This window comes from Micromonospora sp. DT31 (assembly GCF_049841795.1).
Taxonomy (GTDB): Bacteria; Actinomycetota; Actinomycetes; order Mycobacteriales; family Micromonosporaceae; genus Micromonospora.
Genome location: NZ_JBNCKZ010000002.1, coordinates 311,142 through 324,736, shown reverse-complemented (window position 1 = coordinate 324,736; position 13,595 = coordinate 311,142). Strand labels below are relative to the sequence as shown.

General features: G+C 71.7%; 13 protein-coding genes. 8 read left to right on the top strand and 5 right to left on the bottom strand.

Going from position 1 to position 13,595, the window contains the following annotated elements; genetic code table 11:
- Positions 1-52: 52 nt before the first annotated feature.
- Positions 53-805 carry a GH25 family lysozyme gene (locus tag ACLQ2X_RS05405; RefSeq protein ID WP_425679814.1) on the bottom strand — a complete coding sequence of 251 codons (753 nt, stop codon included), beginning with the start codon at positions 803-805 and terminating at the stop codon, positions 53-55.
- A 147-nt stretch (positions 806-952) separates the two neighbouring features.
- On the opposite strand from ACLQ2X_RS05405, the gene ACLQ2X_RS05400 reads away from it, so the two are divergent.
- Entirely contained in the window at positions 953-1,696 is a 744-nt protein-coding gene (locus ACLQ2X_RS05400; RefSeq protein ID WP_425679813.1) for a M50 family metallopeptidase, read from the top strand.
- A gap of 63 nt (positions 1,697-1,759) precedes the next feature.
- Positions 1,760-2,743: a ketopantoate reductase family protein gene (locus ACLQ2X_RS05395; RefSeq protein ID WP_425679812.1), complete on the top strand. Its 984-nt coding sequence runs from the start codon at positions 1,760-1,762 to the stop codon at positions 2,741-2,743.
- Positions 2,744-2,753: 10 nt separating this feature from the next.
- On the opposite strand, the gene ACLQ2X_RS05390 is transcribed toward ACLQ2X_RS05395, so the two are convergent.
- A complete protein-coding gene (locus tag ACLQ2X_RS05390) occupies positions 2,754-4,337 on the bottom strand; it encodes an acyl-CoA carboxylase subunit beta (protein ID WP_425679811.1) in 1,584 nt (527 codons plus the stop codon).
- A gap of 97 nt (positions 4,338-4,434) precedes the next feature.
- Here ACLQ2X_RS05390 and ACLQ2X_RS05385 point away from each other — a divergent pair, with 97 nt between their 5' ends.
- Together ACLQ2X_RS05385 and ACLQ2X_RS05380 are read left to right on the top strand one after the other, a co-directional pair.
- Positions 4,435-5,307, top strand: a complete 873-nt coding sequence (locus ACLQ2X_RS05385) for a biotin--[acetyl-CoA-carboxylase] ligase (RefSeq protein ID WP_425679810.1) — start codon at positions 4,435-4,437, stop codon at positions 5,305-5,307.
- A 139-nt stretch (positions 5,308-5,446) separates the two neighbouring features.
- On the top strand, positions 5,447-6,016 hold the full coding sequence (locus ACLQ2X_RS05380) for a PH domain-containing protein (protein ID WP_425679809.1): 570 nt from the start codon (positions 5,447-5,449) through the stop codon (positions 6,014-6,016).
- A 72-nt stretch (positions 6,017-6,088) separates the two neighbouring features.
- Here the strand turns inward: ACLQ2X_RS05380 and ACLQ2X_RS05375 are convergent, their stop codons facing one another.
- Both ACLQ2X_RS05375 and ACLQ2X_RS05370 read right to left on the bottom strand, forming a co-directional pair.
- Positions 6,089-6,784 carry a GtrA family protein gene (locus ACLQ2X_RS05375; protein WP_425679808.1) on the bottom strand — a complete coding sequence of 232 codons (696 nt, stop codon included), beginning with the start codon at positions 6,782-6,784 and terminating at the stop codon, positions 6,089-6,091.
- Positions 6,785-6,844: 60 nt separating this feature from the next.
- The gene (locus tag ACLQ2X_RS05370) at positions 6,845-7,381 is read right to left on the bottom strand and encodes a GtrA family protein (protein ID WP_425680017.1); all 537 of its coding nucleotides are present in this window, start codon (positions 7,379-7,381) and stop codon (positions 6,845-6,847) included.
- Between the two features lie 488 nt (positions 7,382-7,869).
- On the opposite strand from ACLQ2X_RS05370, the gene ACLQ2X_RS05365 reads away from it, so the two are divergent.
- The 4 genes from ACLQ2X_RS05365 (at position 7,870) to ACLQ2X_RS05350 (ending at position 12,670) form a co-directional block, all read left to right on the top strand.
- A complete protein-coding gene (locus ACLQ2X_RS05365; protein ID WP_425679807.1) occupies positions 7,870-9,711 on the top strand; it encodes a phosphoenolpyruvate carboxykinase (GTP) in 1,842 nt (613 codons plus the stop codon).
- A gap of 40 nt (positions 9,712-9,751) precedes the next feature.
- Positions 9,752-10,618 carry a hypothetical protein gene (locus ACLQ2X_RS05360; protein WP_425679806.1) on the top strand — a complete coding sequence of 289 codons (867 nt, stop codon included), beginning with the start codon at positions 9,752-9,754 and terminating at the stop codon, positions 10,616-10,618.
- Between the two features lie 89 nt (positions 10,619-10,707).
- Positions 10,708-11,868 (top strand): geranylgeranyl reductase family protein, encoded by a 1,161-nt coding sequence (locus tag ACLQ2X_RS05355; RefSeq protein ID WP_425679805.1) that lies wholly within the window; start codon positions 10,708-10,710, stop codon positions 11,866-11,868.
- A 31-nt stretch (positions 11,869-11,899) separates the two neighbouring features.
- On the top strand, positions 11,900-12,670 hold the full coding sequence (locus tag ACLQ2X_RS05350; protein WP_425679804.1) for an isoprenyl transferase: 771 nt from the start codon (positions 11,900-11,902) through the stop codon (positions 12,668-12,670).
- 33 nt (positions 12,671-12,703) lie between these two features.
- Here ACLQ2X_RS05350 and otsB read toward each other — a convergent pair whose 3' ends face one another.
- Positions 12,704-13,528 carry a trehalose-phosphatase gene (gene otsB / locus ACLQ2X_RS05345; protein WP_425679803.1) on the bottom strand — a complete coding sequence of 275 codons (825 nt, stop codon included), beginning with the start codon at positions 13,526-13,528 and terminating at the stop codon, positions 12,704-12,706.
- Between the last annotated feature and the right edge of the window lie 67 nt (positions 13,529-13,595).

The window sequence follows — 13,595 nt, the reverse complement described above, 5'->3', positions numbered from 1 at the left end:
CAGACCACAACGGGACCGCCCCTGACGAGGCGGTCCCGTTGTGGTGCGTAGGTCAGGTGTTGTTGGCCAGGGCGATCAGCCGGCTGCGGTCACCGTTCCAGTAGTTGCGGTCGACGTTGCCGCTGATCCCGGAGACGGCGCCGCTGCTGGTGTACTGCCAGAAACTCCAGAACGGGGCGCCGGCCGGCAGGGTGCCGGGCGCGCTGGCCCAGCGGGCGACCCAGAGCGGGTGGTTGGCCCACGGGCCGGTCCAGCTGCCGGTGCACTGGTTCCACCAGCTCGCGGTGGTGTAGATGACCGCGTACCGGCCGGTGCGGGAGCGGTAGGTGTTGAGGAAGGCCTGGATCCAGTTGCGCATGCCCGTGGTGCTCAGGCCGTAGCAGTAGCCGCCGCTGTACGGGTTGCCCTCCATGTCCAGCGCGGCGGGCAGCGTACGGCTGTCGGCGGACCAGGCGCCGCCGTTGCTGGCCAGGTAGTTGGCCTGGGTGGAACCGGCGGAGATGTTCGGCCGGGCGAAGTGGTACGCCCCGCGGATCACCCCGGCGTTGTACGCGTTGACGTAGTTCGCGTTGAAGTTCGGGTCCTTGTAGCTCGTGCCCTCGGTGGCCTTGATGAAGGCGAACTGGATGCCGGAGTTGCGCACGCTGGTCCAGTTGATGCTGCCCTGGTAGCGGGAGACGTCGATCCCCGGCGTGGTCGCGGCGGCGGCCGGTCCGGCGGTCGCCACGAGGGCCACGGCCGCGGTGGCGGCAGCGGCGAGGCCGGTGGCGAGAAGCCTGCGTACGGAGAGTCTGGTACGGGCCATTGTTGCCTCCAGAGGGCGTCATCGATTGACATCCATCATTGGAGCTTCCCGCCCTTGATCGCAACCTGTGAAAAGGAAACTTTCATCTTCACCTGAGGTGACCCGGCCTGTCCCATCGCGGTCCACCGGCCGGTAGGCTCCCCGCCCATGCCCCTGACCGACGGCCTCACCACGTTCTGGGACACCCTGACCAGCGCCCAGCCCGACCCGCCGCCGCTGCTGGTGGCACTCACCGCTGCCGTCGCGCTCGTGGTGGTCGCCACCCGGCTGCCCTGGCGGATCGCCCGCAACGCGGTGACCATCGCCCACGAGGGTGGTCACGCGCTGATGGCGCTGCTCACCGGCCGGCGGCTGCACGGCATCCGGCTGCACTCCGACACCTCCGGGCTCACGCTCTCCGCCGGACGCCCCACCGGGCCGGGCATGATCCTCACGCTGCTCGCCGGCTACGTCGCCCCGTCGCTGCTCGGCCTGGCCGGGGCATGGCTGCTGGCCGGCAACCGGATCACCATGCTGCTCTGGGTCGCCGTGGCGCTGCTGCTGGCCATGCTGGTGCTCATCCGCAACGTGTTCGGCGCGCTGTCGGTGCTGGTCACCGGTGGCGTGGTGCTCGCCATCTCCTGGTACACCCCACCCGAGGTGCAGGCCGCGTTCGCGTGGACCTCGGTGTGGTTCCTGCTGATCGGCGGTGTACGGCCGGTGTTCGAGCTGCACCGGGAGCGCGGCCGGGGCCGCGCGCCCCAGTCCGACGCCGACCAGCTCGCCCGGCTCACCCCGTTCCCGGCGCTGTTCTGGGTCGGCCTGTTCCTGCTGGTCAGCGTCGGCGCGCTGGTCGCCGGCACCCTGCTGCTCGCCGGCCCGATCCTCACCGAGATCGGCATCACCGGCTGATCCCGCCCGCGACACGTCCCCGCCCGGGAGCGGTCCGTGCCGGCGCGGGGCAGAATCGGACCCGTGAGATACGTGATCATCGGGGCGGGCGCGGTCGGCGGCACCATCGGCGTACTCCTGGGGGAGAGCGGGCACGACGTGACGCTCGTCGCCCGCGGCGCGCACCTGGATGCGCTGCGGGAACGCGGCCTGATGCTGCGGACGCCCCGGGGCACGATCACCGGCCGGCTGCCGGCGGTGGCCGGGCCGGACGGCCCACCGCTGCCGGCCGACACCGTGCTGATCCTCACGACCAAGTCACAGGACACCGTGGCGGCGCTCACCACCTGGGTGGACACACCGGTCGAGGGTGGCGGCACCGCCGGCGGTCGACTGCCGGTGGTGCTCGCCCAGAACGGCGTGGCGAACGAGCCGGCCGCGCTGCGCCTCTTCGCCCGGGTACACCCGGTCTGCGTGTGGCTGCCCGCCACCCACCTCGAACCGGGCGTGGTGGCCGCCAACGGACACCCGCACCCGGGCATGCTGCACATCGGGCGCTACCCGAGCGGCGCCGACGACACCAGCCGCGCGGTCGCCGCCGACCTGACCGCCGCCGGGTTCGCCGTCCCGGTCCGCGACGACGTGATGCGCTGGAAGTACGGCAAGCTGCTGGCCAACCTCGGCAACGGCCTCCAGGCGCTGCTCGGCCGGGACGTGCCGGAAGCCCTGTCCCAGCGGGTACGCGCCGAGGGCGAGGCCGCGCTCGCCGCCGCCGGCATCGCACACACCACCGTCGAGGAGGAGGCCGCCGAACGCGGTGACCTGGTGACGCACCGGCCGATCGACGGGCAGACACGCTCCGGCGGCTCCACCTGGCAGAGCCTCGCGCGGGGCGCCGGGTCGGTCGAGACCGACCACCTCAACGGCGAGATCGTGCTGCTCGGGCGTTTGCACGGGGTGCCCACGCCGGCCAACGCGGCGGTGCAGGCCGCCGTGCGCCGTGCGGCCCGCGACCGGATCCCGGCCGGCGGCTTCCCGCCTGCCGAGCTGGAGAAAATGATCGGCTGAGCCGGGTCGGCTACAGCGGGATGTTGCCGTGCTTCTTCGGGGGCAGCGTCTCGCGCTTGGTCCGCAGCACCCGCAACGCCCGCACGATCTGGGTACGCGTCTCGTGCGGCGGGATCACCCCGTCGATGTACCCGCGCTCGGCGGCGATGTACGGGTTGGCGAGTGTGTCCTCGTACTCGGCGATCTTCTCCGCCCGGACAGCGGCCGGGTCCTCCGCGTTGGCCAGCTCGGAGCGGTAGAGGATGTTCACCGCGCCCTGCGCGCCCATCACCGCGATCTGCGCGGTCGGCCAGGCGAAGTTCAGGTCCGCGCCCAGGTGCTTCGAGCCCATCACGTCGTACGCGCCGCCGTACGCCTTGCGGGTGATGACGGTGACCTTCGGGACGGTGGCCTCGGCGTACGCGTAGATGAGCTTCGCGCCGCGGCGGATGATGCCGTCCCACTCCTGGCCGGTGCCGGGCAGGAAGCCGGGCACGTCCACGAACGTCAGCACCGGGATGTTGAACGCGTCGCAGGTGCGCACGAACCGGGCTGCCTTCTCCGACGCGGCGATGTCCAGCGTGCCGGCGAAGTGCATCGGCTGGTTCGCCACCACGCCCACCGGGCGGCCCTCGACCCGGCCGAAGCCGATCACGAGGTTCTGCGCGTACAGCGGCTGGACCTCCAGGAACTCCCCGTCGTCGAGCACGTGCTCGATCACCCGGTGCATGTCGTACGGCTGGTTGGCCGAGTCCGGGATCAGCGTGTCCAGTTCCCGGTCCTCGTCCGTGACGTCGAGGTCGACGTCGACGGGGAAGACCGGCGGTTCGTCCAGGTTGTTCGACGGCAGGTGCGACAGCAGCGCCTTGACGTACTCGATCGCGTCCTCCTCGTCGGTGCCGAGGTAGTGCGCGTTGCCGCTGCGGGCGTTGTGGGTGCGGGCGCCGCCCAGTTCCTCCATGCCCACGTCCTCACCGGTGACCGTCTTGATCACGTCGGGGCCGGTGATGAACATGTGCGAGGTCTGGTCGACCATCACGGTGAAGTCGGTGACCGCCGGGGAGTAGACCGCTCCACCCGCGCACGGACCCATGATCAGGGAGATCTGCGGGATGACGCCGCTGGCCCGCACGTTGCGGAAGAAGATCTCGCCGTAGAGGCCGAGCGACGCGACGCCCTCCTGGATGCGCGCGCCGCCGGAGTCGTTGATCCCGACGACCGGGCAGCCGATCTTCATGGCCAGGTCCATCAGCTTGACGATCTTCTCGCCGAACACCTCGCCGAGGGAGCCGCCGAAGACGGTGAAGTCCTGCGCGAAGACGCAGATCTGCCGGCCGTCCACGGTGCCGTACCCGGTCACCACACCGTCGCCGTACGGGCGGGTCTTCGCCAGCCCGAAGTTGGTGGAGCGGTGCCGGGCGAAGCCGTCGAGCTCGACGAAGGAGCCCTCGTCGAGGAGCATCTCGATCCGCTCGCGGGCGGTCTTCTTGCCCCGCGCGTGCTGCTTCTCGACCGCGCGCGCCGACCCGGCGTGCACCGCCTCGTCGACCCGTCGCTCCAGGTCCGCCAGCTTGCCGGCGGTCGTGTGGATGTTGGTCCCGGTCTCGGTAGTCACCCGTGGAATATAACGATGGTTCAGCTGGGTGAGGCTGTGCAGTGCGCCTCACCGCGTCCAGGGGCCCCGGCCGGGGCGGGGGCCGTAGGCTGGCGGGATGCCCGGCTCGCCGTACACCGATCTGGACCGACCGCCGCTGTCGGCGGCCCGGCTGCGGCGCGCGCTGACCGCCCCGAACGGGCCCTGGCACCGGCTGGAGGTGCTGGCGGAGACCGGTTCGACGAACGCGGACGTGGTGGCGGCGGCGCGCTCCGGCGAGCCGGAGGGCCTGGTGGTGGTCGCGGAACGGCAGACCGCCGGCCGGGGCCGGCGGGGCCGGGTCTGGCAGTCGCCGCCGCGCGCCGGCCTCGCCACGAGCGTCCTGCTCCGGCCCGGCGAGGCGGTCGCCGAGCGTGGCTGGTCGCCGGTGCCCGCGACCGGGTACGGCTGGATGCCGCTGCTTGCCGGTGTCGCGCTGGTCGAGGCGGTACGCCTGCTGGCCGAGGTGGACGCCCGGCTGAAGTGGCCCAACGACCTGCTGGTGGACGGCGCGAAGTGCGCCGGTGTGCTGGCCGAGGCGGTGCCGGGGGAGACCGACCGGCCGGCCGCGATCGTGGTCGGGATCGGCCTGAACGTGACGCTGCGCGCCGACGAGCTGCCGGAGAACCCGACCGGGCTGCCGGCGACCTCGCTGCGGCTCGCCGGGGCCACCGCCACCGACCGGGACCCGCTGCTGCGGGCGCTGATGCGCTCGCTCGCCGACTGGTACGCGCGCTGGCGCGACGCCGGGGGTGACGCGGTGGCCAGCGGGTTGCGCGAGGCGTACCTGGGCGCGTGCGCCACGGTGGACCGGCAGGTGCGGGTGCTGTTGCCGGACGGCCGCGCCGTGCACGGCACCGCCACCGGGGTGGACCCGGACGGGCAGCTGCTGGTGAACGCGGACGGCACCACCCTGCGCCTGGCCGCCGGCGACGTCCTTCACCTGAGGTGAAAGGAAGGGCCCCTTCTTAACGCCTCCGGTAGAGGAAGGGCCCCTGCTTAACAACTCCCGCCGCCGCCCGCGCGGCCGATGCCGCCGGGATGCGCCGACCGGCTACGGTCAGCGCGTCCGGTTTCGCGAGGAGGTTCCCGTGGCGTTCCCCGAAGACGTGCTCACCGAGGACGAGCACGTCGTGCTGCACCTGCACCCGCATTGGAAGGGGCTGATCCGGCCGATCCTGGTGCTGGTGCTCACCGTCGCGGCGGTCGTGGCCGGTTGGCTCCTGCTGCCCACCGGCGGTGGCGCCACGATCGCGCTCTACGCGATCGCCGGGGTCGGTCTGGTGCTGGTCCTGTGGTTGGGCCTGTGGCCGTTCCTCGTCTGGCGCACCACGCACTACCTGTTCACCAACGAGCGGGTGCTGCTGCAGGAGGGGGTGCTGTCGCGCAACCGGCGGGACCTGCCGTTGAGCCGGATAAACGACCACGCGATGCACCAGCGGTTCGTCGAGCGGCTGTTGGGCTGCGGCACGTTGACCATCGAGTCGGCGGGTGAGCGCGGCCAGTCGGTGCTGCGGGACGTGCCGGGCGTGGACCGGGTGCAGACGAAGCTCTACGAGCTGGTCGAGGCGCACCACGACAAGCACAGCCTGGGTGACGGCGAGATGCGCGAGATCCTCGCCGACATGACCGAGGGCAAGTCCTTGCGCGACCAGCCCTGACCTGACCTCCCCGGCCCGGTCGACCTGGCCACGGGCGGGGCGTCGGGACCGGGCATCGGGACCGGGCGTCGGTCAGTGGCGAGCGCGACGGGGTTGAAGCTGGGCGGCGAGTTCGGCGTCCAGGTCGGTGCCGAGGGGACCGCCCAGGCCGGCTTCGGCCGGGGCGGAGCGGCCGCGTGGCGGGGCGTAGTCGCCCGCCCGGCCGGCGCCCACCGGCGGCTCCTCCTCCTCCAGTTCGCTGACCGACTCGGCCAGCTCGGCCACCGGGTCCATCTCGGCGACGTTGTCCCACTCGTCGCGGGGCACCGAGTGCCAGGTCTCCTCCGCGTGCTGGGGGACCGGCTGGAAGACGAACGTACGGTAGGACCAGAAGCGGAACAGCGTGGCGAGCAGGACCCCTACCGTCTTGGCCACGTTCAACGCCAGCAGACCGTGTACGCCGAGGCCGTACTTGGCCAGCGCCAGCACGCCGAGTTCGATGATCAGGCCGGCGCCATTGAAAAGGAAAAACAGGACGTATTCCCGCCGGAGCGCCGATTTCGGGCGGTCCCGGTACGTCCAGTGACGATTCATCAGATAGGACGTGATCGTGGCGACAATGGTCGCGATCACTGTCGCTTTCAGCTGGCCGTCGCGGAAAACGGTAAGTGCCAGCGCATTGAACACCGCGTAATTGATGACGGTGTTGATGCCGCCGACGACGCCGAACTTGAGCGCCTCATGGATGAACTTCTGCCAGCGCACGGACAGCAGACGGACTCCAGGCATGTGGAACACCTTAGGCAGCGGGCAGGGCCGACGGCCCGGCGGGTCGGGATGGGCGGTGGCTCACGCCTCGGACTCTCGGTCGTGGTTCGGAGCCGGAACGTGTGGTGTTCCCGCCTCGACGAAGACGAACCGTCGGTACGACCAGAACCGGAAGAGCGTGCCGATGCCGGTGCCGACGATGAAGCTGGCGATGTTGTCGGCCAGCGGGGTCTGGAACACCTCGGGCCAGATCGTGCCCAGCCCGTAGTGACTGATACCCAGGCAGGCCACCGCGATGCCGAGGCCAACCCCGTTGAAGAAGAAGAACAGCCCGTACTCGCGTGCGGGGTTGGAGCGCTGCCGGTGCCGCCAGGTCCAGAACCGGTTGCCGAGGAAGGCGACGGTCGCGGCGATGACCGTGGAGATGGTCTTCGCCACCAGCGGGGGCAGGCCTCGGCCGCTGGACAGGTAGTTGAAGAGGGCGAAATCCACCACGAACGCCAGCCCGCCGACGGTGGCGAACTTGCTCATCTCCTGGATCAGGTGACCGAAACGGTCGCGCAGAACCCCGATCGGACCCCGACGGGTCTGCGGGGCCCCGGGTTGGTCCCCGGTCATCGTCGCGGCCACCCGCAGAGAGTACCGGGTGTGGGGTAGCCGGGCGGTCCGCAACGGCGAGTCGGACGCGCCGTGGCGCGGCGGACACAAGGGGCTGACCGCCCTCTCGGAACGGCGCCGCCGGTTTCCGGGTTCCGTGAGCAGAGCGTAACCGCGGGTGCGAATCTGTGCAGCGGATCACGGAATCGTCTTTCACGACACGTCCGTGCGCTTCCGTCGATCGCGCGCCCCGGGTGCGCCCGCGGCGTAGCGCGCGTCGAAGGTTCACCGCAGGATTTGCGTGAAACTGCGCGGGAAAGCGGGTATCAGATCGTGAAGCCGCAGCGTGGCCGTACCTTGTGCAGTTGTTCACAACCGGTCCCACTGACTGACGGGGCAGTCCGGTTTACGCTGAGGCCAATCCCAGGTTTCCACGACGGCGGCGCACTTGCCCGCCAGAACTCGTGCACCCCATAGATCGGTCAGCGTCGACCACAAGGAGATGTGACATGGTTGCTCCGGCTGTAGTTCGGGGTATCGACCAGGCCCCGACGTCCCACCCCAAGCTGCTCGCCTGGGTTCGTGAGGTCGCGGAACTGACCACCCCCGACCGTGTCGTCTGGGTGGACGGGTCTGATGAGGAGTGGGCTCGCCTCACCGACGAGCTCGTCGAGAGCGGCACCCTGATCCGGCTGAATCCGGAGAAGAAACCCAACTCCTTCTACGCCCGCACCGACCCGACGGATGTCGCCCGGGTCGAGGAGCGGACCTTCATCTGCTCCGCCGACGAGGCGGACGCCGGCCCCACCAACAACTGGATGGCGCCGGCCGAGATGAAGCGGACGATGACGGAGCTGTACCGCGGCAGCATGCGCGGGCGCACGATGTACGTCATCCCGTTCTGCATGGGCCCGGTGGAGGCCGAGAACCCCATGTTCGGCGTCGAGATCACCGACAGCCCGTACGTGGTGGCCTCGATGCGGATCATGACCCGGATGGGGTCGGCGGTCCTGGAGGCGATGGGCGACGACGCCGACTTCGTGCACGCGCTGCACTCGATCGGGGCGCCGCTGGCCCCGGGTGAGCAGGACGTGGCGTGGCCGTGCAGCGAGACCAAGTACATCTCGCACTTCCCGGAGAGCCGGGAGATCTGGTCGTACGGCTCGGGCTACGGCGGCAACTCGCTGCTCGGCAAGAAGTGCTACTCGCTGCGGATCGCCAGCGTGATGGGGCGTGACGAGGGCTGGCTGGCCGAGCACATGCTCATCCTCAAGATCACCTCGCCGGAGGGTCGGGTCTACCACGTCGCGGGCGCGTTCCCGTCGGCCTGCGGCAAGACCAACCTCGCCATGCTGGAGCCGACCATCCCGGGCTGGAAGGTCGAGACCATCGGCGACGACATCGCCTGGATGCGGTTCGGCGAGGACGGCCGCCTGTACGCGGTCAACCCGGAGTACGGCCTGTTCGGCGTCGCGCCCGGCACCGACTGGAAGACCAACGCCAACGCCATGCGGACGCTGGACCGCGGCAACTCCATCTTCACGAACGTGGCGCTGACCGACGACGGCGACATCTGGTGGGAGGGCATGGGTGAGCCGCCGGCGCACCTGATCGACTGGAAGGGCAACGACTGGACGCCGGAGAGCGAGGGCCTCTCCTCGCACGCGAACAGCCGGTTCTGCACCCCGATCACCCAGTGCCCGATCCTGGCCGAGGACTACTACAACCCGAACGGCGTGCCGATCGACGCGATCCTGTTCGGCGGCCGGCGGCGGGACACGATCCCCCTGGTCACCGAGGCACGCGACTGGGTGCACGGTGTCTACATGGGCGCGACGCTCTCCTCGGAGACCACCGCCGCGGCCTCCGGCGCGGTCGGCGTGGTGCGCCGCGACCCGATGGCCATGCTGCCGTTCATCGGCTACCACGCCGGCGACTACTTCCGGCACTGGATCGAGATGGGCAAGGGCTCCGACGGCGACGAGGCCAAGCTGCCCAAGATCTACTACGTCAACTGGTTCCGCAAGGACGCCGAGGGCAACTTCCTCTGGCCGGGCTTCGGTGAGAACTCCCGCGTGCTCAAGTGGGTCATCGAGCGGCTGGAGGGTCGGGCCGAGGCCGTGGAGACCCCGATCGGCATGGTGCCGGCGCAGGACGCGCTGGACGTCGAGGGCCTGGACATGACCCCGGAGGACGTCCGGATCGCGCTGAAGGTCGACCCGGCGGAGTGGCGCAACGAGCTGCCGCTGGTCACCGAGTGGTTCGAGAAGTTCGGGGACAAGCTCCCCGGCGTGCTCTGGGCCGAACTGGACGCGCTGCGCGCCCGGCTGGACGCGGAGCCGCAGAAGTAACAGGTGTGCCGATTGCCCGCACCGGGCACCATCGGATGCCATGAGGACGGCCGTCGAACCTGTCGAGGTCCGGCGGCCGTCCGCCGTCCGGGCACTGACCACGCTGCTCGCGGTCACCGCGGCGGCCACCGTCGTGGTCGAGCTGCTCAACTACTGGTACGCCCCGGAGCAGGAGTTCGGTCTCGCCGTCCGCACGGGTTGGGCGATGCTCCGGTCCCTCGGCTTCCTGGCCCTCATCGGGCACGTCCGCCGAGGGCGGGTGGTGGCCCGCCCGTTCGGGTTGATCCTGGCGGTGACCACGGTCTTCGCGGTGGGCCGCCTGGTCGTGCCCCGGGCCGGGGTGCCCGCGCTGCCCGGCCTGCTCGGCTTCGCCGTGCTCACCGCGCTCTGCGTCGCCGTGGTGGTGCTGCTCTACCGCTCCGAGACGGTCCGCGCGCATCTGGTCCGGCACCGCAAGGGCCTGGTCGTCGAGGGCGGGACGATCTCCTGGCGGGAGGTGACGCCGAAGCGTCCGCAGGCGAACGCCTGGCTGCTCACCGCCCGGGTCGCGGCGTTCACGTACAGCCCGCTCACGCTGGTGCCGGCGCTGGTGGCCACCGGGGCGGTGCTGGACGGGCGGGTCGTCGCCGTGCCGGCGCTGCTGCTCTGGTTCGGCGCCGGCATCGGGGTCAGCTACGCGGTGCTGTTCTGCACCGCGTTCCTGCTGCGCGGTCGGGCGTGGGCCCGCCGCGCGCTCGTGGTCGTCACGGTGGGTGTGCTCGCGCTCGACCTGCCGCTGTGCTGGTGGCTGCTCGGCACCGACGGCCTGGTGCGGGACGGCGCCCCGCTGGTCACGGCCGCCGCCCTCTGCCTCTGGTCCCTGCACCGCGCCACCCGCGGCCCCGGCACCTCCGCCCCACCCCGTTGACCATGTAGTCGGCGGCCCGCCTCGACCTCCCCGATCGCCGCAACCCAGATCGACGCCCCTGGCGGGTCCCGGCGGGGGAGGATGAGCGGGTGTGGGACGTGGTGGTGGTGGGGGCGGGGCCGGCCGGAGCGGCGGCGGCGCTCGGCGCGCGGCGGGCCGGGGCGGCGCGGGTGCTGCTGCTCGACCGGTCCGACTTCCCCCGTGACAAGGCGTGCGGGGACGGTATCGCCGCCCACGCGCTTGACGTGCTCGCCGAACTGGGCGTGACCGACGCGGTCGACGGCTACCCACCCCTGCCCGCGCTGCGCCTGGTCGGCCCCGGCGGCGGCACGGTGGCCCGGCCGCTGCCCCGGCCCGCCTACACGGTCCCGCGGCGGGTCTTCGACGCCCGCCTGGTGCGGGCCGCGGTGGCCGCCGGCGCGGAGCTGCGACGGCACACCGTACGCCGGGTGGAGGTGACCGCCGAGGGGGTGCTGCTGGACGGGGAGCTGTCCGCCCGGGCCCTCGTGGGCGCGGACGGGGCCGGATCGGTGGTACGCCGGGCACTCGGACACCCGGTCAACCCGGACCGGCATCTGGCGTTGGCCATCCGCGGTTACGCGCCGGCACCGCCCGGCCCGCCCGAGCAGCTGATCGTCACCTCGGGAACCCGCTGGCCCGCGTACGCCTGGGCCTTCCCGATCGGTGACGGTCGGGCGAACGTCGGGTACGGGGAGGTGCTGCGCGGCGATCCGCTCAGCCGCGCGCGCCTGCTGGAAGGGATGGCCGCGCTGTTGCCCGGCGTCGACCCGGCGACGGTCACCGACCTGCGGGCGCACCACCTGCCGCTGTCCACCCACCGGCCGACGCCCGGCCGGGGGCCGGTGGTGCTGGCCGGGGACGCGCTGTCGCTGATCAACCCGTTCACCGGCGAGGGCATCTTCTACGCGCTGCGCTCCGGCGCGCTGGCCGGCGCGGCGGCGGCCCGGGCCCCGGCCGACGCCGCCCGCGGGTACGCCGCCGCGCTGCGCGCCCGGCTCGGCGTGCACCTGCGGCACAGTTCCGTCACGGCGTGGCTGGCCCGGCGGCCCTGGTTGGTCGACGCGGCGGTGGGCGCCGCCGGGCGCGACGAGCGGGTCTACCGCACCGTGGTCGAACTGGGGCTGGGCGACGGCCGGCTGGACGCCCGTACCCTGGCGGCGATCGCCGTGGACGTGCCGCGCCCACGCCGGAGCGCCCGGCCGTCCCGCGATGCGCCACCGCGACGCTGATCTTTCGCGGGGGTCGCTACCCTGCAAGGTGATGACTCTGCGGAAACTCCTCTACTCCGTGTACGAGCGCCGATTGACGGCGAAGCTCGCGGGCAAGCCGGTGCCCGCGCACGTCGGCGTGATGTGCGACGGCAACCGCAGGTGGGCCCGCGAGATGGGCTTCGTCGACCCGAACGACGGCCACCGGATGGGCGCCGAGCGGATCAAGGAGCTGTTGCGCTGGTGCGACGTGGCCGGCGTCGGGCACGTCACGCTCTGGCTGCTCTCCACCGACAACCTGACCCGCCCGGCCGCCGAGCTGGACCCGCTGCTCCAGATCATCGAGGACCTGACCACCGAGCTGGCCGAGGAGGGCAATCCCTGGCGGCTGCGCATGGTGGGCGCGCTCGATGTGCTGCCGGCGCAGCACGCCGCCGCGCTCAAGGCCGCCGAGGAGCGCACCCGCGACCGCGACGGCGGGGCTCAGGTCAACATCGCCGTGGGGTACGGCGGGCGGCGCGAGATCGCCGACGCGGTCCGCTCGCTGCTGCTGGAGCACGCGGCGAACGGCGGCACCCTGGAGGAGCTGGCCACGTCGCTCGATGTGGACCACATCTCCGAGCACCTTTACACGAAGGGGCTGCCGGACCCGGATCTGATCATCCGGACCAGTGGCGAGCAGCGGCTCTCCGGTTTCATGCTCTGGCAGAGCGCGCACTCGGAGTTCTACTTCTGCGAGCTGAACTGGCCCGACTTCCGCAAGGTCGACTTCCTGCGCGCGTTGCGTTCCTACGCCACCCGCCAACGCCGCTTCGGCGCCTGACCTGAGACCCGCCGGGTCTCAGGCCCGGTGGCCTCAGGTCAGGTGGGGCAGGGCGGCGGTGAGGAAGTCACCCAGGGCGGCCGGGGAGTCCAGGGTCAGGTCGGCGGCCTCAGCGACGTCGCGACCGGTCTCCGGGTTGGCCACGGCGACGCAGACACCGATGAAGTCGGGGTCGGCGGCGGCGCGGGCGCGCAGCGCGGCGAACGCCTTGATGTCCGAGACGTCGTCGCCGAAGTACCAGGCGCCGCCGGCGTCCCGGACCGCCTCGCCGATGACCATGCCCTTGTCCCGGTCGACCGGGGGCCTGAGTTCCAGCACCATCCGGCCGGCCTGGCAGCGCAGGCCCAGCCGTTCGGCGTGGGCGCGACCCCACTCCTGCACCAGGTCGCCGAGTTCCGGCGCGGTACGCCAGTGCAGGGCGACCGAGAGTCGCTTGAACTCGACGAGCGCGCCGGGCGGCAGTTCGGCGCGGGCCTGCTCGGCCAGCTGGGCCATGGTCGGCACCCAGGGCAGGGCGGCCGGCTCGGTGACCGTCTCACCGCCGCCGTGGCTGTGCTCCAGGCCGTAGAGCCCGTACAGGTCGACGCCGGCGAGGCCACCGAGGTGGTCGCGGAGGAAGTCCACCGGCCGGGCGGAGACGATGGCGATCCGGTTGACATGCGGGGCGATCGCCGTCAACGCGCCGAGCACGTTGGGCGCGGGGGCCACGGCGGTGGGATCGTCGTCGACCGGCGCCAACGTGCCGTCGAAGTCGAAGAAGAGGACCACGTCGCCCGCGCGGGAGGCGGTGGCACGCCAGGCGTGTTCGGCGTCCAACGGGGTTTGCGGCTGGTGGTTGCCCAGATTCAACGGCGGCACGCGCGTCAGCGTACCCCGCGCCGGGCGGCGTATTCATGGCCCAGAGGTGACGTCGACGCGTCGGGTG

What these genes read in the sequence shown, in the direction of transcription:
- ACLQ2X_RS05405 (WP_425679814.1), bottom strand. Translation starts at nt 805, where the DNA reads ATGGCCCGTACCAGACTCTCCGTACGCAGGCTTCTCGCCACCGGCCTC.
- ACLQ2X_RS05400 (WP_425679813.1), top strand. Translation starts at nt 953, where the DNA reads ATGCCCCTGACCGACGGCCTCACCACGTTCTGGGACACCCTGACCAGC.
- ACLQ2X_RS05385 (WP_425679810.1), top strand. Translation starts at nt 4,435, where the DNA reads ATGCCCGGCTCGCCGTACACCGATCTGGACCGACCGCCGCTGTCGGCG.
- ACLQ2X_RS05375 (WP_425679808.1), bottom strand. Translation starts at nt 6,784, where the DNA reads ATGCCTGGAGTCCGTCTGCTGTCCGTGCGCTGGCAGAAGTTCATCCAT.
- ACLQ2X_RS05370 (WP_425680017.1), bottom strand. Translation starts at nt 7,381, where the DNA reads ATGACCGGGGACCAACCCGGGGCCCCGCAGACCCGTCGGGGTCCGATC.
- ACLQ2X_RS05365 (WP_425679807.1), top strand. Translation starts at nt 7,870, where the DNA reads ATGGTTGCTCCGGCTGTAGTTCGGGGTATCGACCAGGCCCCGACGTCC.
- ACLQ2X_RS05360 (WP_425679806.1), top strand. Translation starts at nt 9,752, where the DNA reads ATGAGGACGGCCGTCGAACCTGTCGAGGTCCGGCGGCCGTCCGCCGTC.
- ACLQ2X_RS05350 (WP_425679804.1), top strand. Translation starts at nt 11,900, where the DNA reads ATGACTCTGCGGAAACTCCTCTACTCCGTGTACGAGCGCCGATTGACG.